Here is a 21,292-nt window from a genome sequence, read left to right as displayed (position 1 = left end):
CCGCCACCGCCGGCTTCGCCCACGGTTCGGCCGGCGTCGGCTGGGCGCTGCTGCGCTACGCCGAGGCCACCGCCGAGCCACCCGAGGGCCCGCACCACCGGGCCGGCCTGGCCGCCCTGCGCACGGCCACCGCCGTCCGCTCCCGCGAGGGCTCCTGGTGCCGGGGCCGTCCCGGGATCGCGCTCGCCGTCCTCGACAGCCCGCTCGCGCTCGCCGACCGGGAACTCGCCGACTGGGCCCAGCGGGCCGTCCGGAACACCGCCCGCGCCACCCCGCTCGGCGACCACAGCCTGTGCCACGGCGAGCTGGGCGTCCTGGAACTGCTCGGCCGGTACGGGCCCGCGGCCGGCCGCACCCCGTGGGTCCGGCGGGCCGGCGCCCTGCTGGCCGCCGTCGACCAGGACGGCGCGCGGTCCGGCACGCCCGACCACGTCCCGCACCCCGGACTGCTCACCGGTCTGGCCGGGATCGGCCACGGACTGCTCCGCCTCGGCTTCCCCGACCAGGTACCGTCGGCCCTGCTGCTGCGCCCCCGCGCCCCGGCGGCAGGCGGACCGGGCCCCGCGACCGGTCCCGCCCCGGCGACCCACCGGACGGCGCGGCCCTTCGACACCGCCCTCCCCGACCCCCCGGCCGTCCCGGCCACCGCCGCTTCCCTCCGCGTCGTCGGCGGACCGCGCAGCCCGGTCGCGCTCCGCTGACCGCACCGGCGGGCCCCTGGGCCGCCCGGCCACCCCCGACCGAACCGGCGCCGCCCGCACGACGTCCTCCTTCCCGCACCATCCATCACCACCACGAACGGAGCTCCCCACCATGCACAGCCACGACGAGCGGCTCACCCTGCCGCAAACCGCCGTCCGCCCCGGCGAGACGGCCGACCACCCGGCCGGCGAGATCCGCCTGCGCTCGGGCGGCGGCCTGGGCCTGCGTTCCCACCTGCTCGCCGGAACGGGCGGGGCGATCCCACCGATCATCGAGTTCCCGACCATGACCACCCCTTTCTGATGCCCCGTCCCCTTCTGATCCCCCGCCGGCTCTTCTGATCCGTTCGAGAACAGCCCGACCCTGAGCACCACCCCCGGCCGCAACCGGCCGGACCGTCCGCCGCCGAGGACCGGGCAGCCCCTCGGCGGCGGACCCCGCCCCACCCGCGCGCCCCGGCCCGCCGACAGGTGGAGGCCCTGTTCACCGATTGTGGTCGTACGGCAACCACCCGGTGCTGACACGGTGTCTGCTTCGTGATCGATTCAACGCACTTCAGAACGGAATCCCGGTCAAGTAGCCTGCGCCCATGGTGCGCACCACGTCGTCGATCACCGTCGGCCGCGCCGCGGAGCTCGCGATGCTCGGCGGCGCGCTGGCCGCTGCCCGGCAACGGGCCGGCGGAGCGGTCTTCCTGCTCGGCGAGGCCGGCATCGGCAAGTCCCGGCTGGCCGGGGAATGCGCCTACCACGCGTACGGACTGGGCCTGCCGGTGCTGCGCGGGCGGGGCAGTTCGACCGGCACGGTGACGCCGTTCCGCCCGTTGATCGAGGCGCTGTCCTCACGGTTCCGGGCCGCCGGTCCCCCCGCCGACCCCGAACTCGCCCCCTACCGCCCCGCGCTCGCCCGGCTCGTCCCCGAGTGGCGGGACGCCGCACCGGCGGCCGGCGCGGGTGCCTACCCCGAGACGGTGGTCGAACTCGCCGAGGCGCTGCTCCGGCTGCTCGCGGTGCTCGGCCGCGACCAGGGCTGCGTCCTGCTGCTGGAGGACCTCCACGACACCGACGCCGAGACCGTCGCCGTCCTGGAGTACCTGGTCGACAACCTGGCGGGCCTGCCGGTCCTGCTGCTCGCGACCCTGCGGGCCGAACCGGGCCCGGCGCTGGAACTGGTACGGGCCGCCGAGCGCCGCCGCGCCGCGACCGTCGCCGAACTCCCTCCGCTGCCGCCCGCCGAGGTGGCCGCGCTGGCCGCCGCCATCCTGGAGGACGCGACCGGCGAACTCCCGCCGCCGCTGGTCGAGCACCTCGTCGAACGCGGCGACGGCTGCCCGTACCTGGTCGAGGAACTCCTCTCCGACCTGCTGGACCGGGGCGCGCTGCGGCGCGCCGAGGACGGCCGCTGGCAGCTGGCCGACGGCTCCCGGCCCGGCGTGCCGAGCACCATCGTCCGCAGCTGGGGCCACCGGATCGACCAACTCGACCCCCAGGTGAGGGAACTGCTGCTGACGGCGGCCACCCTCGGCAGCCGGTTCTCGGTGACCACCGTCCAGCTGATCACCGGCTACGACGACCGGACCCTGTTCAGCCACCTCCGCTCGGCCTCCGAGGCCAATGTGATCGTGCCGGACGGCTCCGCACCCGACCGCTACGCCTTCCGGCACGCGCTGACCGCCGACGCCGTGACGGCGGCCCTCGCCCCCGCCGAACGGGCCGCGCTGGCCCGCCGGGCGGCCCGCGCCATCGTCCGCGCCGACCCGGAACTCGCCGACGAGCGGCGCCAGTTGGTCGCCTCCCTGCTCCTGTTGAGCGGCGACCGGGCGGGCGCGGCCGTGCACTTCGCGGAAGCCGGCCGACGGGTGCTGGAGGCCGGGGCGGCCGGCTCCGCCGTGGTCCTGCTGGAACGCGCGCACGAACTCGCCGCCGACGCCGAACGGGCCGACGTCACCGAGCGGCTGCTCCCGGCGCTGGCCGAATCCGGGCAGCTGGACCGGGCGTTCGAGCTGGTCCGCACCCTGCCTCCGGTCCCGCAGTGCGCAACCGGCGCGCCCGGCTCCGGTTCCGGTTCCGGCTCCGGCGAGGGGCGGGGGTCGCTCCCCACCCCGGCCGTCGAGCGCCGGATCGAGCTGCACACCCGGCTCGCCTGGGCCGCCGTGATGGCCGAGCGCGGCCCCGACGCGGTGGCCCAGGTGGCCGCCGCGCGGACGCTCACCGCGGGTCGGCCGCGCCCCGAGCAGGACGCCGCGCTGGCCGTGGTCGAGGGCCACCTCGCCCTGCTGCCGGACCACAACCCGACCCCGGCCGACGGCGGCGACGGCGTCGACCTTGGCGACGGCGACCGCGAGGCCACCGCGCCCACCGCGCCGACCGCGGCCCGCCTCGCCGAGGCCGAACGACGCGCCCGCCGCGCCGCCGAAGTGGCCGAACGCGCCGGCCTCCCGGTGGTCGCCTGCCAGGCCTGGCAGCTGCTCGCCCTGCTCTCCCGCGAACAGGGCTTCGACGCCGCCGACGCCTGCCTGGAACGCATGCTGGCCGTCGCCGAGGCCAACGCCCTCCCCGTCTGGCGGGTCGAGGCCATGCTCCGGCTCGGCGCCAACGCCTTCATGCGCACCGGCGACGGCACCCGACTCGAACGCGCCCGGGAGGCCGCCGCCGGACTCGGCGCGATCGTCCTCACCCAGACCCTCGACGGACTGCTGGCGATGAACGCGGTGATGCGCGGCGAGTGGCACACCGCCCGCACCATCGTCGACCGCTGCCTCGACGCCACCGCCCGGCTGCACAACCTCGCCGCCCACCGCTACCTGCTGCTCTCCTCCGCCACCCTCGCCGCGCACCTCGGCCGCACCCGCGAGATGGAGCGCGAACTCGCCCGGTTCCGGCAGGCCGGCGGCGAGGAGTCCTTCCTGACCCCGCTGCGCTACGGGCTGTGCCGGGCGGTCGGCGCCCTGCTGGCCGAGGACCGCCCCGGCGCCCGCGCCGAACTCGCCGCCGGACTGGCCTGGGAGGAGGAGCACCCCAGCGTGTTCTACCTGGCGGGCCGACACGGCCTGCACCCGCTGCTGGAGGTGGTCGAGGGCCGCTGGGACCGCGCCGCGCTCGACCGGGCCGCCGCCGTACCCGCCGCCGAACTCGCCTGGAACCGCCAGTTCCTGCGGTTCGCGGACGCCGTGCTGCTGGGCCGCGAAGGCCACCCCGCCGAGGCCGCCCGCGCGATCGCCGAGACCGGCCCCGGCGCCGCGTCCTTCCCGCTCGCCCACCACCTCGCACTGCGGCTCGCCGCCGAGGCCGCCCTCACCGACGGCTGGGGCGACCCGGTGGCCTGGCTGCGCACCGCCGAGGAGTACTTCCACCAGTTGGAGGTCCAGCCGGTGGCCGCCGCCTGCCGCACCCTGCTGCGCCGGGCCGGCGCCAGCGTCGCCCAGCACCGCGGCGGCCGCGACGCCGTCCCGGCCGGACTGCGCACCTGCGGGGTGACGGTCCGCGAGTACGAGGTGCTCGTCCTGCTCGCCGACCGCCCGGGCAACCAGGAGCTGGCCCGCAAGCTCTCCATCTCACCGCGCACGGTGGAGAAGCACCTGGCCAGCCTCCTCGCCAAGACCGGCCACCCGGACCGCGCCGCCCTCTGCGCCCTCGCCACCGAACTCCACAGCGGCCCCTGACCGGCCCCGGGCACCGATGGCCCGGAGCCCGACCCGGACCCTCACCGCGAGCCCCGGCCGAAGAGGCGCCTGAGGCCCGAGGGGGAATCCGGGAGGCGCTCGCCCTCGACCTCCTCCTGCACGGCGATCAACTCGCCGACGCTCACCCGGAAGCGGGTCTCGTCGTGCCGGCGCGTCATTCGGACCAGCAGGGTGCCGTCCGGCATGCGGTAGACCTGGCGACCCGGCCGGGCTCCGGGGTACAGGCTCAGGAGCCAGCCGAACCTCTCGGGGACGTGGCTGTCCGCGAGCGCCCGTGCGGCCGCCTCGGCCGCCTCCCGGGTGCCCAGGACCTCCGTGCTCTGCGCCAGGTGCCAGCGGTAGAGGTCGTAGCTGCTCCCGTCGATGTGCGCGTCCTTATGCGTCTCCTCTTCGAGGACGACGTACCAAGATCCCGTCATGGCAGGAGGCTACTGGCACCGAAGAATTGCCGTCATCGGCCCCGCGAGCCCGCCGGCCTGTTGCAGGAGCACCGGCCCAGAGGGACACCCGCGCTGTTCCGCCGGTGGCGGAACACGGCCGGACGGGGCCCGGCGATCACTACAGTCCGGTCCCATGACGACGATTTCGACGCGCACGGTCGAATACCCGGCGGACGGTCTGACGATGACCGGGCACCTCGCGCTCCCGGCCGGCACCGGGCCCCGGCCAGCGGTACTGATCGGACCGGAGGGCACGGGCCTGGGCGACGTCGAGCGCCGCCGGGCCGACGCCCTCGCCGAACTGGGGTACGTGGCCCTGGCCTTCGACCTCCACGGCGGGCGCTACCTGGGCGACCCCGAGGAGATGCTGGCCCGCTGCCTGCCGCTGCTCGCCGATCCCGACCGGATGCGGGACATCGGCCGCGCGGCGCTCCGGGTGCTGCGCGCCGAACCGCGGACCGACCCCGAGCGGACCGCCGCCGTCGGCTACGGCACCGGGGGCGCCGTCGCACTGGAACTCGGACGCGACGGCGCCGACCTGCGCGCGATCGGAACGGTCAACGCACTGACCACCGGCCGGCCGGGCGAGGCGGCGCACATCCACTGCCCGGTGTGGGCCGGCGTCGGGTCGGAGGACCCGATCATGCCGCCCGCGCAACACGACGCGTTCACCGCCGAGATGCAGGCCGCGGGCGTCGACTGGCGCCTAACGGTCTACGGCGGCGCCCTGCACGCCTTCCACCACCCCACGGTCGACCACCCCACCGTCCCCGGCGTCGGCCACCACCCGCGCCACGCGCAACGGGCCTGGCGCGACGTCGTCGACCTGCTCGCCGAGTGCCTGCCCGTGACGGAGGCACCCGGCTGTGGTCCCGCCGTGCGGACTTGAGGGGAGGGGCCCGTCAGTGCCCGATGCGGACCGGGCGTGCCGCCCCGGCGAGCCGGGCGATCTCGCCGAGCTCCAGGGCGACGTGCACGGTGCCGTCCGGGGTGACGGCGAGGCCGTGCGGCTCGGGGGCCGCGCCACCCTCGCCGCCGTCGAGCTCGTACCCGGCGTAGGCACCGTCGGGCGTGAGGGAGCCGATCCGGCCGGCGGCCCACTCGGTGAACCAGAGCCGGCCGTCCGGGCCCGCGGTGACGGCGTGCGGGCGGGCCTCGCGGTCGGGCAGCGGGTACTCCGTCACCTCGCCGTCCACGGTGATCCGGCCCACCTGGCCGGCGCCGATCTCGACGAACCAGAGCGCGCCGTCCGGGCCCGCCGTGATGCCGACCGGGGCCGCGCCCTGGGTCGGCAGCGGGTACAGGGCGGTCTCGCCGTCGACCGTGATCCGGCCGATCGCGTTGCCCTGGTTGAGGGTGAACCAGAGTGCGCCGTCCGACCCGGCGGCGATCATCGAGGGGAAGCCGCCGGTAGCCGGCAGCGGGTACTCGGTGACCTCGCCGTCCACCGTGATCCGCCCGATCCGGTCGGCGTTCATCTCGGTGAACCACAGCGCGCCGTCGGGGCCGGCCGCCAGGCCGTACGGTCCGCAGTCCGCGGTGGGCAGCGGGAAGGAGACCGCCTCGCCGTCCACGGTGATCCGGCCGATCCGGTGGTCCCGCATCCGGGTGAACCAGAGGGCGCCGTCCGGCCCCGCCGCGATCACCGCAGGTCCGCAGTCCGGCGAGTCGAGCGGATGGCGGGTCACCTTCCCGTCCGCCGCCAGCCGTCCGATCTCCCCGGCGTGCACCAGGGTGAACCACACCGCGCCGTAGGCCCCGACCGCCACCCCGTACGGCCCGGCCGCACCGTCCGACACCACGACCCGTTCGATCGTCATCGGTCGCCCCACCCCTGTCTCTTGACACTTCAACAACAAAACCGTGCGCGAAGCACTCTCCCCCAAACGCCCCGCCGGGGGCAAACCACCGCTCGCCGCCGATTGATGCTCCTATGGGCTGTCAAGCGGCTTTGAGCCAGTCGCGGTAGGCGTTGGCGAGGTCGTCGTCTCGGCGGATCCCGCGCTCGAGGGTGGAGATGGGCGCGGGCCAGACACCGAAGTGGTTGGCGACGGCGGTGAGGGTGATGTTCTTGGCCTGGCGGGCGGGTCGCAAATCGGCGATCCCCGGGACGGCGACGTTCGTGGTGAGGTAGCGGAAGATCTCGCGGGCGATGGCGCGTTTGAGGAGGCGGATGATCTCCTTCTTCGTCCGGCCGGCCTCGCTCTGGCGGGCGACGTAGTCGCGGGTGCGCCGGTCGCTGGACATCCGGCAGAGGGCTATGCGGTAGAGGGCGGCGTTGGCCGCTCTGTCGCCGCCCCGGGAGAGGCGGTGGCGGTTGGTCCTGCCACTGGAGGCGGGCACGGGTGCGACGCCGCACAGGGCGGCGAACGCGGCCTCGGTCCGCATGCGCTCGGGATTGCCGCCGGCCGTGACCAGCAGCTGGGCGGCGGTGTCGGGGCCGACGCCGTAGGCAGCCCGCAGGCCGGGGATGTGGGCGGTGACCTCCGCGTCGATGGCTTTGGTGAGGGCCTCGTGTTCGGCGGTCAGTTCCTTGACGCGCCGCGCGAGGCTCTTGAGCGCGGCCAGGACCGCGACGTGGATCGCGTCCCCGGCCGGCCGCAGCCGGGCCAGGGCGTCGGTGCGCTCGGCCGCCTTGAGCCGCCTGTAGCGGGTGCGGATCGCCTCGGGCGCGGTGACGAGGATGTGGGTGATCTGGTTGAGGGCGGCAGTGCGGGCCTTGATCGCGGAGCGGGCGACATTGTGCAGGGCGCGCATGCCGGAGACGGTGTCGTCCTTCGGAGCGGCGTCGGCGCGTCCGGACAGGGTGGCACGGGCGGCGGCGTAGGCGTCGATGGGGTCGGACTTGCCGACGCGGCGGCGCTCGGCCCGGTCGGGCCGGTTGACCTCGACCACGGTCAGGCCGCCCTCGCGGGCGGCGCGGGTGAAGCCGGTCCCGTAGGAGGACGTGCCCTCCACGCCGATCGCCAGCACGTGGCCGTGGGCACCGAGGAAGGCCAGGGCCGCTGCGTATCCGGCCGCGGTGGTGGTGAACTCGGCGTCGGCGAGGTGGCCGCCGTTGTCGCTGATGACCGCGACGTGGATCGTGTCGGCGTGGGAGTCGACCCCGCCGAACACCCCTTGGCCCGCTGTGTCCCGCTCAACCGCTGATGTCATGCTGATGATGCCTTCCCTAGCCGGAGGTCGGCGCCGGCCGGGTGGAGCAGACAGGACATTGAAGGGGCTTCTGAACCAAGCTCCTATCAGGTCATGTTCCACCCGGCCGGAGCCATGAGAACAGGTCCCGGCGGCCGGACAGAACAGCCAAAGGACAACCCAGCAGGGCGTCAGTCAGTGGGAGAGCCACGACCACCGGAACCTGAGTATCAGCATCAATGTCAGTGGGGTGGCCTAGCGTCCTCGGCATGGGCATCTATCTGGTGAGTGTCGAGGCCGACGACTGGCTCGACGAGGAAGTCCTCGGGCCGGTCGCCCGGGAGCTCGACGCGGTCCTGACCGGGCGGGGGCTGCCGCCGTTCGTCTGCCCGCCCGCGACGGAGTTCCGGGCCGGCTCCGGGCAGCACTTCGAGACGAAGCTGAACCGGCCGATCAGCGGCTTCGAGGCGTTCTGCCGCGAGCTGGGCGACGGCACGGTGGAGGCCCTGCTCGGCTGGGACGTGCTGCTCCCGGTGGAGCTGGAGGCGCCGGTGCTGCTGCCGGTGGAGTGCTCCTACAACGACATGACGGCGGTCGGCGACGCGCACCGGGCGCTCGCCGCCGCCCGGCGGCTGGCCGAGCTGCTCGCACTGCCGCCCGGCATACCCGAGCACTGCGACAACCTGGAGATCAACTGCTGGTTCGAGGAGCACGCGGCCGCCGCGGCCGCCACCTCCCCGGGCCCCTGGACGGAGGACCTGGACATCGCCTTCCACGCCGCGCTGTTCCTGCGCGCCGCCGAGTACACACTGCGGCGCGGCCGCCCGCTGCGCTACTCCTGACGCCCCCCGGCGACCGGGGCGGCCGCCGTCGGACCTGCCGCGGCGGCCCCGCCGTCCCGGTCGCCGCGACGGCCCCGCCCGGGATCGCCGCGCAGCACGGAGACGACACCGAGCCCGGCGGCGCAGATCGGCACGGCCAGCAGGGCGCCGATGATGCCGGCGATCCCCGCGCCCGCCACCACCGCGACCATGATGGTGCCCGGGTGGAGTTCCACCGTGCGGCTCTGGATCAGCGGCTGGAGGACGTTGCCCTCGACGGCCTGGACGGCGACAACGATGCCGAGCGCCCACAGGGCCGTGCCGAGGCCACCGTCGGCGAGGGCGACCAGGACGGCGACGGCGCCGGAGAGGAAGGCCCCGACGAACGGGATGTAGGCGCCCATGAAGACCAGGGCGCCGAGCCCGGGCGCACCGGGGACCCCGAGGACGAGCAGGCCGACGGTGATGAAGAGCGCGTCGATCAGGGCGATCAGGGTGGTGCCGCGCATGAAGCCGGCCATCGCGTCGAAGGCCCGCTCGGTGCACTGGACGACGGTCTCCGCGCTGCGGGCGGGCAGGTACGAGCGGACGACCTCGCCGGTGCGGTGGCCGTCCCGGAGGAAGAAGAAGACCAGGGCGAGGGCCAGCACGCCGCCGGTGGCGATCTGGGTGGCCAGGCCCAGGCCGGAGAGCACGCCGTCGGTGACGGTCGAGACGAGCGAATTGGTCTCGCCCTGGGCGTCGGCCAGCGCGTGCCGGATCTTCTCGCCGACGGGTCCGAGCCAGTCGGCGATCCGGTTGCCCGCCTCCGGGAGGGCGTGGGCGATCTGCGGGGCACTGTGCACCAGCGAGTTGACGAGCAGGGCGATCACCCCGCCGACGGCGGCGACCAGCACGGCGCAGGTGAGCCCGGCGGCGACCGAGCGGCTGAACCCGCGCCGGACCATCCACGGCATCACCGGGTAGAGCAGCGAGGTGCCGAGCAGCGCCAGGATGACCGGCACGGTCGCGGCCCGCAGTTCGACCAGGGCGAAGACGACCAGCGAGGCGACGGTGATGAGCAGTACGACCGCCGCGGACCAGGCGGCGGCCGCCCGGAGCGGGGGCGGCAGCATGAGGTAGGGGCGGCGGTGGTCGACCGGCCGCGGCTCGGGTGGGTTCTCGCCCGGCATCCGTTCCTCCCGTCATCCGCCTTCCGCCCCCGTCGGGCGATCGGTGCAGGTGAGCCCCATCCCAACAGATGATCAGATCGAACGCGCGCTGTGCGGCCGCCGCCCGGGGGCTGGACCGATTGAAGCCAGCCCTCCGGTGCGGGTACAGAGCACTCGCCGTCGAACCACCCCAACGGGTCACCCCGGCGCGAACGGCCGTCCGGGGACCGGACGCCAGCGCTGGTCGGCGCCACCCGGCGCTGCCTCGTGCTGCCTCGTGCTGCCGCGCGCTATTCGGCGGACTCGAAGCGGACCTCGCCGTCGCCGCCCGCGAAGGCGAGCACCCGTTCGGCCTCGGCCAGGGCGGCGCGCCGGTCGGAGGGGTCCAGCGGCGGGCCGAACGGGCGGACCGTCAGCGAGTGGGCGCCGGAGCGCTCCTCGTCCAGCCGCCAGCTGCCGGCAACCAGGCCGTCCACCAGCAGGGTGCCGAGCACCAGGCCGTTCTGGGTCATCACCCGGGGCCGGTACTCCTCGGGCAGTACCCGGGTGCGGTCGGCGTGCGACAGCAGCAGGTTGTCGAACGGCGCGAGCAGCCGCACCGGGGCCGGGGTGTCCGGGTCCGGCCGGGGCGCCTCGGGCAGGTCGTGGAGCAGCCGGCCGTGTTCGTCGCGGAAGGTGACCAGGCGGGGCGCGAGCCGCTTCAGGACCGGGCCGAGCCCGCTGAGGCCGCACCATTTCTGCAGGTCGGCGGCGGTGGCCGGGCCGAAGGCGGCGAGGTAGCGCAGGGCGAGGTCGTCGAGCGAGGGCTCCGGGTCGAGCGACCGGCCCAGCCAGGCCTCGGCGGTGGTGTGGGCGGCGGGTCCGCCACGGCCCCAGAGCCCGCGCGGCGGGACCTGCACCAGCGGGAGCAGGGCCCGGGCGGCCTGGGCGAGCGCGGCCGGGTCGCGGTCGGGGCGGGTGGCGGCGAGTTCGGTGCCGAGCAGCTGGAAGGTGCGCGGTTCCTTCTCGACCAGGGCGCGGGCCTCGGCGGCGAGCGCGTCCAGGTCGACGCCGACCAGCCGTTTGCCGAAAGCGGCGCGCAGGCCCTTGTCGAGCACCGGCTGCAGCAGCGGACGCAGGGTCAGGCAGTCCTCGGCGGTGACCAGGTGGATGGTGCCGCGCTGGAGGGCGGTCCGCACCACCCGGCGGCTCTCGATCAGCTCGGTGAGCGCCTCGGGAGTGAAACCGTCGAGGCGGCAGAGCAGGCCGAGGTAGGGCGGCTGCGGGGCGGCCTGGGCCTGGAGGCCGCCGAGGTGTTCGATCATGGCGATCGGGGTGGCGGTGGTCCGCTCCAGCAGGTGCTGGCGGGCCAGCAGCGCCCGTCCGAGCGCCCGCCGCCCCAGCACTCCGCCCTCGGCCGCTGCGCCGTCGGCCGCCCCGCCGTCGGCCTGCGCGCCCGTGCTCGACGGGCTCATCGGCGGCCGTCCAGGACGGCGCGCAGCAGGGCGATCCGGTTGCTGGTGATCGAGTCGACGCCGGCCGCGCCCAGCTTGCGCATGGTGCGGCGCAGGTCGGCGGTCCAGGTGGAGACCTCCAGTCCGGCCCGGTGCGCGGCGGCGGTGAACTCGGGGGTGGCGAGGCCGAACGGCGGGTTGATCCAGCGCGGGCGCAGATCGTCGAGCAGGGCGCGGGCGGGCAGCCGGGGCTGCTTCCAGGTGAGGGCGATCTCGGCCTCGGGGGCCACGGCCCGGACGGCCAGCATGGCGGTGGCCGGGCCGCAGAAGCCCACCCGCCGCTCGGCGCCGAGGCCGGTGATCACCTCCCAGGTGGCGGCGACCGGGCCGGCGTCGTCGAGGTCGACGAGCAGCCGGCCGCCGGGGGTGGCGGCGGCGGTCTTGAGTGCCTCGGCGAGGGTGGGGACGCGGTACCGGCCGCCGCCGATCCCGTCGAGTTGCTCGGCGGTGAGCCGGGAGAGGGGGCGCGGGTCGTCCCAGAGCCGTTCGAGGGTCTCGTCGTGCAGCAGGACCGGGACCCGGTCGCGGGTCAGCCGGACGTCCACCTCGACGGCGTCGGCGCCGGCGGCGAACGCGGACTCGACGGAGGGGAGGGTGTTCTCGCGGTAGCGGTAGGGGTCGCCGCGGTGGGCGACGGCGAGCACGGGGCGGCGGGTGGCGGAGGCGGTCATCGGTCCGTTCATCGATCCGTTCACAGGTCCGGTCGTCGGTCGGTTCACCAGGCAGTCGGGTCACCAGGCGGTCGGTTCACCAGGCGGTCGGGTCACCAGGCGGTCGGTCGGTTCAGCGGATCCGTCCCGCCAGCCAGGGCGTCAGGTCGAGCAGGGTGACGGCCTCACGGTAGCTCGGCTCGCCGGGCACGGTGACGATCATGGTGCAGGAGGGCGGGAACATCCGCTGCCGCACGTGGACCAGCCCGGTCCAGAGGGAGTTCAGGAAGGCCGGGACGCTGTCGCGCGGGACGTCGAACGCGACGCCGTCGACGGTGACCAGGGCCTCGTCGTGGACGAACAGCCGCACGGTGACCTCGGGCGGACCGGCGATCTCGACCAGCGCCTCGTGCGGTATCGCGGCGAGTTCGTCCGCGCCCGCGCCGTCGGCGCCGACCAGTCCGGCGAAGGTCCGGTCGCGGCCGATGTCGTGACCGGTGCTCACCTCGCGGCCGTGCCGGGCGGCCGTCGCCTCGATCGCGAGGACGGCGCTCTGGGTGGACGGCAGCGGTGGGTGGGGCATCGGGCGGTCCTCTCCTCGGCGGGCTCAGCGTCGTTCGATCATCACATTGGTCGATTTGATGACTGCAGTCGCGGGTGCCCCGGGCACCAGCTCCAGTTCCTCCGCCGACTCCCGGCTGATCAGCGACACCACCCGGAACGGCCCGGCCTGGATCTCCACCTGGGCGGCGACGTCGCCCAGCACCACGGCGGTGACGATGCCGGGGAAGCGGTTGCGGGCCGAGGAGGGACGGCCCTCGGCCGCGGCGGTCTCCGGGCGGGCCAGCTCACGCGCGAACGCGGCCAGTCGGGCGCCCGCGATGATCCGGTGGCCGTGCTCGTCGCGCTCGGCGACGACCCGGCCGGCGTCCACCCAGCGGCGCATGGTGTCGGCGCTCACGCCGAGCAGCGCGGCGGCCTCGCCGATCCGGTACGGGTTGGCCGGTGCCCCTGGGTGGCCCATGGTTGCGACTCCTGACGGTGGTTCGGACGGTCCGGCGGGCGCGCGGCCCGACGGGCGGACCGAGGGCGGGCCGCTGGTCGGGCCGACCGTCCGTCGGACGGCCCCGGGCCCGCCGCCCATCCTGCCGCACCGGACGCCCACCCCGTGAAGCCCGGCCCCGCCCCGGCCCCGCCGCGCGCTCGCATCGCGGGCTCTCCACGCTCGCCCTCGCCCTCGCCCTGCCCTCGCCTTGCCCTCGGCTCGCGCTCTCCTCGCCCTTGTCGCCCTCCGGCTCCGTCCCCCGAGCCACTTTGCAAAGTCCCGTCAACCTCAGTTGAAAACACTTTGCAAAGTCACATCAGCCCAGCTCAGCGGCACTTTGCCAGCTCCGCCGACCCGGCCTGGATGCACTTTGCAAAGTCCCGTCGACCCAGCGGCGGGGCACTTTGCAAAGTGCCCCGCCGCCCGGCCCCGGAAGCACTTTGCAAAGTTTCGTCAACCCGAGCCGACCCCGCCCGACCCGACCCGGACCGAGCCGACCCACCCCGTCACCGCCCTACGGCTCGCCGAAGAGGTCGCGCCGGACGGCGTCGCCGGCGGTGAGGACCGCGCCGCCGAGGATCGCGCCGCCGCCCGCCTCGCCCGCCCGGACCTCGGTGCGCACCGGCGAGAGGCCGGCCAGCCGCCGTTCCACCCGGGAGGCGAGCTCGGCGCCGCCGGCCCGGCCGACCTCGCCGCCGAGGACGACGCAGCCGGGGTCGAGGACGACGCAGATCGCCGAGGTGCCGAGCGCGATCCGCTCGGCCAGTTCGTCCAGGAAGGGCCCGCCGGGCCGTCCGTCGCCGAGCGCGTCGAGGGCGGCGCGGACAACGGCCTCGGCGGCGGCCGCGTCGTCGGCCGGGTCGGCGGGCAGGCCGTGGGCGCGGGCCAGCGCACAGACGGCGGCACTGCCGACCAAGCCGTGGAAGCCGCCCTCGCAGCCGGTCGCGGTGGGCAGCGCCGTGGTGCCGGGCACGGGCAGGAAGCAGATCTCGCCAGCGCCGCCGCCGATGCCCCGGCGCAGCTTGCCGTCCAGGACGACGGCGGCGCCGACGCTGTGGCCGAGCCAGACGAGGACGAAGTCGTCCCGCCCCCGGGCCGCGCCGGTCCGGTACTCGGCCCGCCCGGCGAGGTTGACCTCGTTCTCCAGGATCACCTCGGTGCCGGGCAGCTCGCGCAGGGCGGCGAGGAGCTCGGCGTGCCAGGCGGGCAGCTCGCCGGTGGACTGGAGCCGGCCGGTGGCGGGGTCGACCAGGCCGGGGGCGCCGACGGCGACGGTGTGCAGGTGCGGGACCTCGGCCCGGCGGGCGGTGTCGAGCAGGGTGCGGACGATCCGGTCGGCGGCGGCGCGGTGGGCGGCGGCGTCGGCGCCGGGGTCCTCGACCACGAGGTCGGCGGCGGCCAGGGTCCGGCCTGCCAGGTCGGCGACGACCAGGGAGACCCCGCCGGAGCGGACATCGAAGGCGGCCAGGTGGGCGCGGGAGGCGACCAGCGCGTAGAGCCGGGCGTTGGGGCCGCGCCGCTGCTCGCCGCGTTCGCCGACGACGGCGACCAGGCCGCTGCGGCCGAGCCGGTCGAGCAGGTCGGCGACGGTGGGCCGGGAGAGCCCGGTGAGCTCGCGCAGCTCGGTCGCCGTGAGGGGTCCTTGGTCGAGCAGCAGATTGAGCGCCAGGCGGTCGTTGATCGCCCGGGCGGTGCTCGGCGTGGCCGTGCGCGCGGTGGTCATGGCCGCACATCCTTCCAGAGTCTTTCTATCAGGGTCCCTTCCTGATAATTTATCGAACCGTCGCCCGGCGCATCTTCCGGACCAGCGACCGGCCGGGCACGGCCGTCGCAGGAACGACGCAGGGACGCCCGCCCGCTGACAAGGGCGGCGATCAGCAGGACCATCGAAACCACCACCCACGGGGCACCGCCGCGGCACGCGGTGGGGAGGGAAGAACCGGATGACCACCAGCCCGACCACAGGACCAGCACCCCTGGGCACACCGGAGGCCGCCCGCCGGGCCCGCGTCGCCGTCGCCCTCGTCTTCGCCGTGCACGGCGCCGTCGGCGGCACGTTCGTCAGCCGGATCCCCTGGATCCAGCACCACCTCGGCCTCTCCCCCGGCCAGCTCGGACTGGCCCTGGTGATGCCCGCGATCGGCTCGTCCCTCGCGATGCCGCTGGCCGGCCGGTTCGTGCACCGCTGGGGCGGACGGGCCGCCGTGCGCGTTCTCCTCTCGCTCTGCTGTCTGAGCGTCGCCCTGCCCGTCCTCGCACCCTCGCTGCCGGTGCTCTGCCTGGCCCTGCTGGCGTACGGGGCGACGGCGGGCATGTCCGACGTGGCGATGAACGCCCAGGGCGTGGAGATCGAGCAGCGGATCGGCCGCTCGATCATGTCCGGCCTGCACGGGATGTGGAGCGCGGGCGGGCTGGTGGCCTCCGGCATCGGCATCCTCGCGGCCCACCAGTCCTTCGACCCGCGGCTTCAGCTCGCCGTGGCGGCCGTCCTGCTGCTGGCCCTCGCCCAGCCCGTCTGCACCGCCCTGCCCGATCTGCGCGCACCCGAGCAGGCCGAGGAGCCGCCGCGGTTCGCCCTTCCGCCGCGCAGTTCGCTGGTGATCGGGCTGGTCGGCTTCTGCGCGGTGTTCGCCGAGGGCGCGTCGATGGACTGGAGCGGTGTCTACCTGCGCGACGTCACCGGCGCCTCGCCCACCGTGGCGGCCGCGGCGTACACGGCCTTCGCGCTCACCATGGCGGTCGGCCGACTGGCCGGCGACGCGGTGATCCAGCGGGTGGGCGCCGTGCGGGCGGCGCGGCTCAGCGGCGCCGTCGCGACGACGGGTGGCCTGCTGGTGGTCGTCGCGGACCGGCCCGCGGTCGCGATCCCCGGCTTCGCGCTCATCGGGATCGGCGTCGCCGTGGTCGTCCCGCTGGCCTTCGCGGCGGCGGGCCGGATCGGCGACAACCCCAGCCAGGCCATCGCCGGGGTCGCCACCGTCACCTACACCTCGGGCCTGGTCGCGCCCGCGATCGTCGGCGGCCTGGCCCAGGCGTCCTCGCTCACCGTCTCCTTCGGGGTGGTCACCGCGCTCTCCTTCGCCCTGCTGCTGGGGGCGGGCGCGCTGCGCCGGGCCGAGGGCGGTCGGCCGGGCGGCATCACACCGGTGGACGCCGCGGCGACGGCCGCCGCACCGGGCGGCGGGCACGCACGGAAGCCGGTCGTGGGCGAACCGGCCCTGCGGGAGGCAGCCGGCCGGGGCTCCGGTCCGAACATCCCCGGGAACTGACCCCTGGGGCCACCCGCTCGCCGGCCGGGCACGCACACCGCGTGCCCGGCCTCCGCGCGCCCGAGGCCGGATCGCCCGACGGGCTTCTAACCTTTCGTCACATCGCGTACAACCTCTTCGGGCCGCCGGCCGTCGGTCACCTCGGCACCGCGTTCTCGAAGCCACCCACCGAGGGGAACCCCATGACCCGCCCTCGCTCCGCCGCCGCGCTCGCCGCCGGCGCCCTCACCCTCACTCTCGCCGCCGCACTCGCGGCGCCGGCCACCGCCACCGCGACCCCCACCTCCCGGCCCGGCGGCCCCACCAGCCCTGCCGGCCCCGCCGACCCCACCGGCGCCGCCCGCCCGAGCGACTCCGCCAGCACCGCCGCCGTCGTCACCCCCGTCGCCGCCACCGCTCCGACGACGGTCATCACCGCCAACCCCTCCGACACCCAGAAGTGCCTGGACGTCACCGGGCAGAGCACCGCCTCCGGCACCCTCGTCGAGCAGTGGACCTGCAACGGCGGCACCAACCAGCAGTGGTACTGGACCGAGGCCGGCGAGCTGGTCAGTGTGGCCAGCGGCAAGTGCCTGGACATCCCCCGCTTCAGCACCGACGGGGGCGTGCAGGCGATCATCTGGCCCTGCAACGGCGGGACCAACCAGAAGTGGACCCAGACCCTGGTCCACCACGCCGGCGTCTACAACCTGACCAACGTCAACAGCGGTCTCAACCTGGACGTCCAGGGCGCCTCCCCGGCCGACGGCACCCCGGTGATCCAGTGGCCGCAGACCTACGGGCTCAACCAGTGGTGGTTCTACGGCTCCGTGCCCACCGCCCGGGGCTGAACCCGGCCGGCCCACCGGTCCACCGGTCGGCCGCCCGTCCGCCTGTCCGCCTGTCCGCCTGTCCGCCCGGGAGTACCCGCATCCCGGGCGGGCGGGCGGCCCCGTTACGCTCGAACGGTGCCCGCACCCGTGACCTCCCCGCCGCCGCCCGGCCCCGCACCGGCCGTCGGACCCGCCCTGGCCGACAGTCCCGCCCCGGCCGACGGAACCGCCCCGGAGCAGGGACCGGATCCGGTCGACACCGGGTCCCCAACCAGCACCGCGGCCCCGGCCGACAGCCCGGCCCGTTCGCCCTGGCCCCGGTTCGCCCTGCTGGTGGCGATCCTCGGCGCGGCGGCCGGCTCGCTGCTGCTGTGGAGCCCCACCGCCCTGCTCGACGGCGGACTCTCCCACGGGATGCCCTGGTACTGGCGCGGGCCCCTGTTCGCCGCGGTGTACGCGGTGGGCACGGTGGCGTTCTTCCCCCGGCCCGCCCTGAACGCGGCCGCCGGCCTGCTGCTCGGACTGCAGGAGGGTCTGCTGCTCGCCGTCCTGGGCACCACCCTCGGCGCGGCCGCCGCCTTCGGGCTCGCCCGCTGGCTGGGACAGGACGCGCTGCGGCGCCTGCTGCGCGGGCGGGTGCTGGTGGCGCTGGACCGGCGCTTCACCGACCAGGGCTTCCGCAGCGTCCTGCTGCTCCGGCTGTTCCCCGGCCTGCCGTTCCAGGCGGCCAACTACGGCGCCGCCGTCTCCGGGGTCCGGTTCGGCTCGTTCATCGGGGCGACCGCGCTCGGGGTGATCCCGGTCACCGCGGTCTACGTCGCGGCGGCGGCCACCGCGCGCGAGCCCGGGTCGACCGGCTTCCTGCTCTCGATCGGCGCGCTCGGGCTGCTCGGACTGGCGACCCTGGTCCAGGTCGGACGGGCCGCTGCCCGGCGGCGGCGCACGGTCACTGACTGAGCGCCGGGCGTCCGAGCCGGCACGCCGGGCGCGCGGGACATCGGATCCGCTCGGCCGCCCGGGGTTGTTGTCGGTCCCGTGTGAAATCGTTCCCGCATTGTTGACAGAAGGTCAATTGCGCGGTGACCGCGACCGATATGGTCTACGCGCGCAACCGTACGCCGTTCTCCCGCGTCGCAACTGGTGCCCGGGTCCGCCCGGGGCCCCGGCGCGGCGCGACTCGTACGGACCGCGCGAGCGGGCACGACACCGGTGATCAGTGCGATACTCGGACAGTTCCGACGAGTGGATGACGTGTCAAAAGGACACGCGCACCGGGGGACCTGTACGGAACAGAGGCAGGGAGGCGCGGCATGGGAGCACTTCGCGACGAGCACCACAACGGGTGGCTGATGCCCTCCGGGAGCTACCCGGCCGCGGTGTACGACGACGAGTGGGTCGAGCAGGAGACGGTGTCGTCCTCCCCCGCCCCGACGAAGATCGTCTCCCTGCGGCCGACCGGGTTCGAGGCGGCCCGCACCGTCGGCGAGCACATCCGGGCGAGCATCCCGGTCGTCATGGACCTCACCGAGATGGAGGAGGCGGAGGCCAAGCGCATGGTCGACTTCGCCTCCGGTCTGATCTTCGGCACCCGTGGCGGCATCGAGCGGATCGCCAAGCGGGTCTTCCTGCTGACCCCCGCCGACGTCGAGGTGATGGTCATCGACCGCCCGCTCGACGAGACCGGCTTCTACAACCAGAGCTGACCGGCGGCCGCGCGCACAGCGGCGCCCAGGACCGGGGACGGCACTCGCCGTCCCCGGTTTTTTGCTGCCCGGACACCGGGCGGCCCCGACTCGAATGAGGCACCGAGAATAATTCTGAGACATCCACGTCTCATTCGGAGTACACTCGTCCCATGGCCACCGATCGTGACTCCGTTCTCGAAGCCGCCGTCGGCGTGCTCTCCCGCCGCCCGACCGCCCACCTCGACGAGATCGCCCGCGCCGCGGGCATCAGCCGCGCCACCCTGCACCGGCTCTTCCCGGGCCGGGACGCGCTGATCCGCGAGGTCGGCCTGCTCGGGCTCCAGCGCTTCGGCGCCGCGCTCGACAGCGCCGCCGTCGACGAGGGCGACGCGCACGCCGCGCTGCGCCGCCTGGTCGAGGCGCTGGTCCCGGACGCCTCCCTCTGCGCCTTCCTGACCGGCGAGAGCACCCTCTACGACGACGAGGAGATCAACGAGCTCTGGGAGTCGCAGATCGCCCGGATGCACGCGCTCTTCCTGCGCGGGCAGCAACAGGGCACCTTCCGGATCGAACTCTCCGCCGCCTGGCTCAGCGAGGCCTTCTTCGACCTGGTCGCCGGAATCGGCTGGGCGATCCAGGACGGCCGGCTGGCCCCGCGCGACGCCGTCTTCTCGCTCTCCGAGCTCTTCCTCGGCGGCGCTCTGCGCGCCCCACGACCGAGCTGATCCCACCCCGCGACGTCCGCGCCCACCCCTCACGCTCGACCCCACCTGCCGCACACCGGACCGGAACCGGAACCGATACCCATGAGCAGCACCGTCCACCTCCAGCCCCGCCAGCGCTGGACCGGCCTCGCCGTCCTCGTCCTGGCCGTCACCCTGGTCGCCGTCGACGCGACCGTCCTCTCCCTGGCCATACCGTCGATCAGCGAGACCCTGCGCCCCAGCGGCACCCAGCTGCTGTGGATCGGCGACGCCTACTCCTTCGTGCTCGCCGGACTGCTGGTCTCGATGGGCTCGCTCAGCGACCGGATCGGCCGCAAGCGCCTGCTGCTGATCGGCGCCACCGCGTTCGGCGCCGCCTCGCTGCTCGCCGCGTACTCGCCCACCGCCGGCTGGCTGATCCTGGCCCGCGCGCTGCTCGGCGTGGCCGGGGCGACGATCATGCCGTCCACCCTGTCGCTGATCCGCACCCTGTTCCCGAACGACCGCGAGCGGGCCACCGCGATCGGTATCTGGGGCGCCGCCGCGACGGCCGGCGCGGCGCTCGGCCCGGTGGTCGGCGGGGTGCTGCTGGAGCACTTCTGGTGGGGTTCGGTCTTCCTGCTGAACATCCCGGTGCTGGTGCTGCTGCTGGTGTTCGGCGCCTGGCTGCTGCCCGAGTCCAAGGACCCGAACCCGGGCCGCTGGGACGTGGCGAGCGTGCTGCTCTCGCTCGCCGGTGTGATCGGCGTGGTCTACGCGATCAAGGAGGCGGCCGCGCACGGCGTGCTGCGCTGGGACGTGCCGGTCACCGCCGTGCTGGGCGCGGTCGCGCTGACCGTGTTCGTCCGGCGCCAGCTGCGGCTGGACACCCCGCTGCTGGACGTCCGGCTGTTCCGCGACCGCCGGTTCACGGCCGCCGTGCTGGCCTCGCTGATCGCGCTGATCGGGCTCTCCGGCGTGGTCTTCGTGACCTCCCAGTACCTCCAGCTGGTCCGCGGCTACCCGCCGCTCAAGGCCGGTCTGGCCGAGCTGCCCGCCTTCGCGGGCGCGGTGGTCGGCGGTCTGCTGACCGCCCGGCTGGTGCGGCGCACCGGGGCCCGGACGGCGCTGACCGCCGGTCTGCTGGTGATGGGCATCGGGATCGGGATGCTCGGCTGGATCCAGCAGGACTCCACCTATCTGCTGCTGGCCGCCGCGTTCCTGCTGGTCGGCACCGCCGAGGGCGTGGTCTACACGCTCGGCGCCGACCTGGTGCTGACGGCCGCGCCCGCCGACAAGTCCGGCGCCGCGTCCGCGGTCTCCGAGACCGCGTACGAGCTGGGCACCGCGCTCGGCATCGCCCTGGTCGGCTCGGTGGTCGGTGCCCTGTACGCGGGCCGGCTGGTCGTCCCGGCGGGCGCGGACCCGGCGGTGGCCACGCAGGCCGGCGAGTCGCTGGGCGGCGCGGTGGAGGCGGCCCACGGGCTGCCGGACACCCTGGCCGGACCGCTGCTGGAGAGCGCCCGGACGTCCTTCGTCCACGGCGTCAACGTGGCCGGGATGCTGGCGGGCGCGATGCTGCTGGGTGCGGCGGTGCTGTCCTGGCGTCTGCTGCGGGGCCTGAACGACCGGACCGCCGCGGGCACCCCGGAGCAGCCGGCCTCGGGCGCGGCGGCGGAGCCGGAGCCGGAGCGGACTCCGGTGCACTGACGACGGCCCCGGCC

Annotated in this window: 20 protein-coding genes; 11 read left to right on the top strand and 9 right to left on the bottom strand. The window is 75.1% G+C overall.

The window, feature by feature from the left end:
• From BI06_RS13785 to BI06_RS13775, 3 genes are all read left to right on the top strand, one after another.
• The coding region (locus BI06_RS13785; RefSeq protein WP_043468347.1) for a lanthionine synthetase LanC family protein at nt 1-701 on the top strand (701 nt) is incomplete at its 5' end.
• Between the two features lie 112 nt (nt 702-813).
• Nucleotides 814-1,005 (top strand): hypothetical protein, encoded by a 192-nt coding sequence (locus BI06_RS50700; protein ID WP_030396456.1) that lies wholly within the window; start codon nt 814-816, stop codon nt 1,003-1,005.
• A 289-nt stretch (nt 1,006-1,294) separates the two neighbouring features.
• On the top strand, nt 1,295-4,363 hold the full coding sequence (locus BI06_RS13775) for an AAA family ATPase (RefSeq protein ID WP_043469481.1): 3,069 nt from the start codon (nt 1,295-1,297) through the stop codon (nt 4,361-4,363).
• A gap of 41 nt (nt 4,364-4,404) precedes the next feature.
• On the opposite strand, the gene BI06_RS13770 is transcribed toward BI06_RS13775, so the two are convergent.
• On the bottom strand, nt 4,405-4,803 hold the full coding sequence (locus tag BI06_RS13770; RefSeq protein ID WP_043468344.1) for a hypothetical protein: 399 nt from the start codon (nt 4,801-4,803) through the stop codon (nt 4,405-4,407).
• A 154-nt stretch (nt 4,804-4,957) separates the two neighbouring features.
• Between BI06_RS13770 and BI06_RS13765 the strand changes: the two genes are divergently transcribed.
• A complete protein-coding gene (locus BI06_RS13765) occupies nt 4,958-5,713 on the top strand; it encodes a dienelactone hydrolase family protein (RefSeq protein ID WP_043468341.1) in 756 nt (251 codons plus the stop codon).
• Nucleotides 5,714-5,726: 13 nt separating this feature from the next.
• Here BI06_RS13765 and BI06_RS13760 read toward each other — a convergent pair whose 3' ends face one another.
• Nucleotides 5,727-6,644 (bottom strand): virginiamycin B lyase, encoded by a 918-nt coding sequence (locus tag BI06_RS13760; protein ID WP_043468339.1) that lies wholly within the window; start codon nt 6,642-6,644, stop codon nt 5,727-5,729.
• 121 nt (nt 6,645-6,765) lie between these two features.
• Nucleotides 6,766-7,980: an IS110 family transposase gene (locus BI06_RS13755; RefSeq protein ID WP_043468337.1), complete on the bottom strand. Its 1,215-nt coding sequence runs from the start codon at nt 7,978-7,980 to the stop codon at nt 6,766-6,768.
• A 248-nt stretch (nt 7,981-8,228) separates the two neighbouring features.
• Between BI06_RS13755 and BI06_RS13750 the strand changes: the two genes are divergently transcribed.
• Entirely contained in the window at nt 8,229-8,801 is a 573-nt protein-coding gene (locus BI06_RS13750) for a hypothetical protein (RefSeq protein ID WP_043468334.1), read from the top strand.
• On the opposite strand, the gene BI06_RS13745 is transcribed toward BI06_RS13750, so the two are convergent.
• From BI06_RS13745 to BI06_RS13720, 6 genes are all read right to left on the bottom strand, one after another.
• The gene (locus BI06_RS13745; RefSeq protein ID WP_082558467.1) at nt 8,792-9,952 is read right to left on the bottom strand and encodes an AI-2E family transporter; all 1,161 of its coding nucleotides are present in this window, start codon (nt 9,950-9,952) and stop codon (nt 8,792-8,794) included. The two genes, BI06_RS13750 and BI06_RS13745, sit on opposite strands and share 10 nt — an antisense overlap.
• A 269-nt stretch (nt 9,953-10,221) precedes the next feature.
• Nucleotides 10,222-11,385, bottom strand: a complete 1,164-nt coding sequence (locus BI06_RS13740) for a winged helix DNA-binding domain-containing protein (RefSeq protein WP_082558466.1) — start codon at nt 11,383-11,385, stop codon at nt 10,222-10,224.
• Complete coding sequence (locus BI06_RS13735; protein WP_030398573.1) at nt 11,382-12,095, bottom strand: glycerophosphodiester phosphodiesterase; 714 nt, start codon at nt 12,093-12,095, stop codon at nt 11,382-11,384. Before BI06_RS13735 ends, BI06_RS13740 begins: the two co-directional genes overlap by 4 nt.
• A gap of 112 nt (nt 12,096-12,207) precedes the next feature.
• On the bottom strand, nt 12,208-12,657 hold the full coding sequence (locus BI06_RS13730; protein WP_030398574.1) for a hypothetical protein: 450 nt from the start codon (nt 12,655-12,657) through the stop codon (nt 12,208-12,210).
• A 24-nt stretch (nt 12,658-12,681) separates the two neighbouring features.
• Nucleotides 12,682-13,098, bottom strand: coding sequence for a molybdopterin-binding protein (locus BI06_RS13725; protein ID WP_030398575.1), 417 nt, complete (start codon nt 13,096-13,098; stop codon nt 12,682-12,684).
• Nucleotides 13,099-13,633: 535 nt separating this feature from the next.
• Nucleotides 13,634-14,842, bottom strand: coding sequence for an ROK family transcriptional regulator (locus BI06_RS13720; RefSeq protein WP_043468331.1), 1,209 nt, complete (start codon nt 14,840-14,842; stop codon nt 13,634-13,636).
• Nucleotides 14,843-15,062: 220 nt separating this feature from the next.
• On the opposite strand from BI06_RS13720, the gene BI06_RS13715 reads away from it, so the two are divergent.
• The 6 genes from BI06_RS13715 to BI06_RS13690 all read left to right on the top strand — a co-directional run bounded on the left by BI06_RS13715 (nt 15,063) and on the right by BI06_RS13690 (nt 21,278).
• The gene (locus tag BI06_RS13715) at nt 15,063-16,388 is read left to right on the top strand and encodes an MFS transporter (RefSeq protein ID WP_082558465.1); all 1,326 of its coding nucleotides are present in this window, start codon (nt 15,063-15,065) and stop codon (nt 16,386-16,388) included.
• A gap of 182 nt (nt 16,389-16,570) precedes the next feature.
• The gene (locus BI06_RS55130) at nt 16,571-17,218 is read left to right on the top strand and encodes an RICIN domain-containing protein (RefSeq protein WP_051740985.1); all 648 of its coding nucleotides are present in this window, start codon (nt 16,571-16,573) and stop codon (nt 17,216-17,218) included.
• Nucleotides 17,219-17,335: 117 nt separating this feature from the next.
• Nucleotides 17,336-18,157, top strand: coding sequence for a TVP38/TMEM64 family protein (locus tag BI06_RS13705; protein WP_233290146.1), 822 nt, complete (start codon nt 17,336-17,338; stop codon nt 18,155-18,157).
• Between the two features lie 353 nt (nt 18,158-18,510).
• The gene (locus tag BI06_RS13700) at nt 18,511-18,903 is read left to right on the top strand and encodes a cell division protein SepF (protein WP_051740983.1); all 393 of its coding nucleotides are present in this window, start codon (nt 18,511-18,513) and stop codon (nt 18,901-18,903) included.
• Nucleotides 18,904-19,055: 152 nt separating this feature from the next.
• A complete protein-coding gene (locus tag BI06_RS13695) occupies nt 19,056-19,610 on the top strand; it encodes a TetR/AcrR family transcriptional regulator (RefSeq protein ID WP_030398581.1) in 555 nt (184 codons plus the stop codon).
• An 81-nt stretch (nt 19,611-19,691) separates the two neighbouring features.
• The gene (locus tag BI06_RS13690) at nt 19,692-21,278 is read left to right on the top strand and encodes an MFS transporter (RefSeq protein WP_078880755.1); all 1,587 of its coding nucleotides are present in this window, start codon (nt 19,692-19,694) and stop codon (nt 21,276-21,278) included.
• The last annotated feature ends 14 nt before the right edge of the window (nt 21,279-21,292 follow it).

Origin of the sequence: Kitasatospora sp. MBT66 (genome assembly GCF_000710405.2) — a bacterium.
In the GTDB taxonomy this organism is placed as follows: Bacteria; Actinomycetota; Actinomycetes; order Streptomycetales; family Streptomycetaceae; genus Kitasatospora; species Kitasatospora purpeofusca.
This window is presented reverse-complemented; position numbering and strand designations above follow the sequence as displayed.

Excerpts from the sequence above, each read along its gene's own strand:
- BI06_RS50700 (WP_030396456.1), top strand. The coding sequence starts at position 814 with ATGCACAGCCACGACGAGCGGCTCACCCTGCCGCAAACCGCCGTCCGC.
- BI06_RS13770 (WP_043468344.1), bottom strand. The coding sequence starts at position 4,803 with ATGACGGGATCTTGGTACGTCGTCCTCGAAGAGGAGACGCATAAGGAC.
- BI06_RS13765 (WP_043468341.1), top strand. The coding sequence starts at position 4,958 with ATGACGACGATTTCGACGCGCACGGTCGAATACCCGGCGGACGGTCTG.
- BI06_RS13760 (WP_043468339.1), bottom strand. The coding sequence starts at position 6,644 with ATGACGATCGAACGGGTCGTGGTGTCGGACGGTGCGGCCGGGCCGTAC.
- BI06_RS13755 (WP_043468337.1), bottom strand. The coding sequence starts at position 7,980 with ATGACATCAGCGGTTGAGCGGGACACAGCGGGCCAAGGGGTGTTCGGC.
- BI06_RS13750 (WP_043468334.1), top strand. The coding sequence starts at position 8,229 with ATGGGCATCTATCTGGTGAGTGTCGAGGCCGACGACTGGCTCGACGAG.
- BI06_RS13745 (WP_082558467.1), bottom strand. The coding sequence starts at position 9,952 with ATGCCGGGCGAGAACCCACCCGAGCCGCGGCCGGTCGACCACCGCCGC.
- BI06_RS13740 (WP_082558466.1), bottom strand. The coding sequence starts at position 11,385 with ATGAGCCCGTCGAGCACGGGCGCGCAGGCCGACGGCGGGGCGGCCGAC.
- BI06_RS13735 (WP_030398573.1), bottom strand. The coding sequence starts at position 12,095 with ATGACCGCCTCCGCCACCCGCCGCCCCGTGCTCGCCGTCGCCCACCGC.
- BI06_RS13730 (WP_030398574.1), bottom strand. The coding sequence starts at position 12,657 with ATGCCCCACCCACCGCTGCCGTCCACCCAGAGCGCCGTCCTCGCGATC.
- BI06_RS13725 (WP_030398575.1), bottom strand. The coding sequence starts at position 13,098 with ATGGGCCACCCAGGGGCACCGGCCAACCCGTACCGGATCGGCGAGGCC.
- BI06_RS13720 (WP_043468331.1), bottom strand. The coding sequence starts at position 14,842 with ATGACCACCGCGCGCACGGCCACGCCGAGCACCGCCCGGGCGATCAAC.
- BI06_RS13715 (WP_082558465.1), top strand. The coding sequence starts at position 15,063 with ATGACCACCAGCCCGACCACAGGACCAGCACCCCTGGGCACACCGGAG.
- BI06_RS55130 (WP_051740985.1), top strand. The coding sequence starts at position 16,571 with ATGACCCGCCCTCGCTCCGCCGCCGCGCTCGCCGCCGGCGCCCTCACC.
- BI06_RS13700 (WP_051740983.1), top strand. The coding sequence starts at position 18,511 with ATGGGAGCACTTCGCGACGAGCACCACAACGGGTGGCTGATGCCCTCC.
- BI06_RS13695 (WP_030398581.1), top strand. The coding sequence starts at position 19,056 with ATGGCCACCGATCGTGACTCCGTTCTCGAAGCCGCCGTCGGCGTGCTC.
- BI06_RS13690 (WP_078880755.1), top strand. The coding sequence starts at position 19,692 with ATGAGCAGCACCGTCCACCTCCAGCCCCGCCAGCGCTGGACCGGCCTC.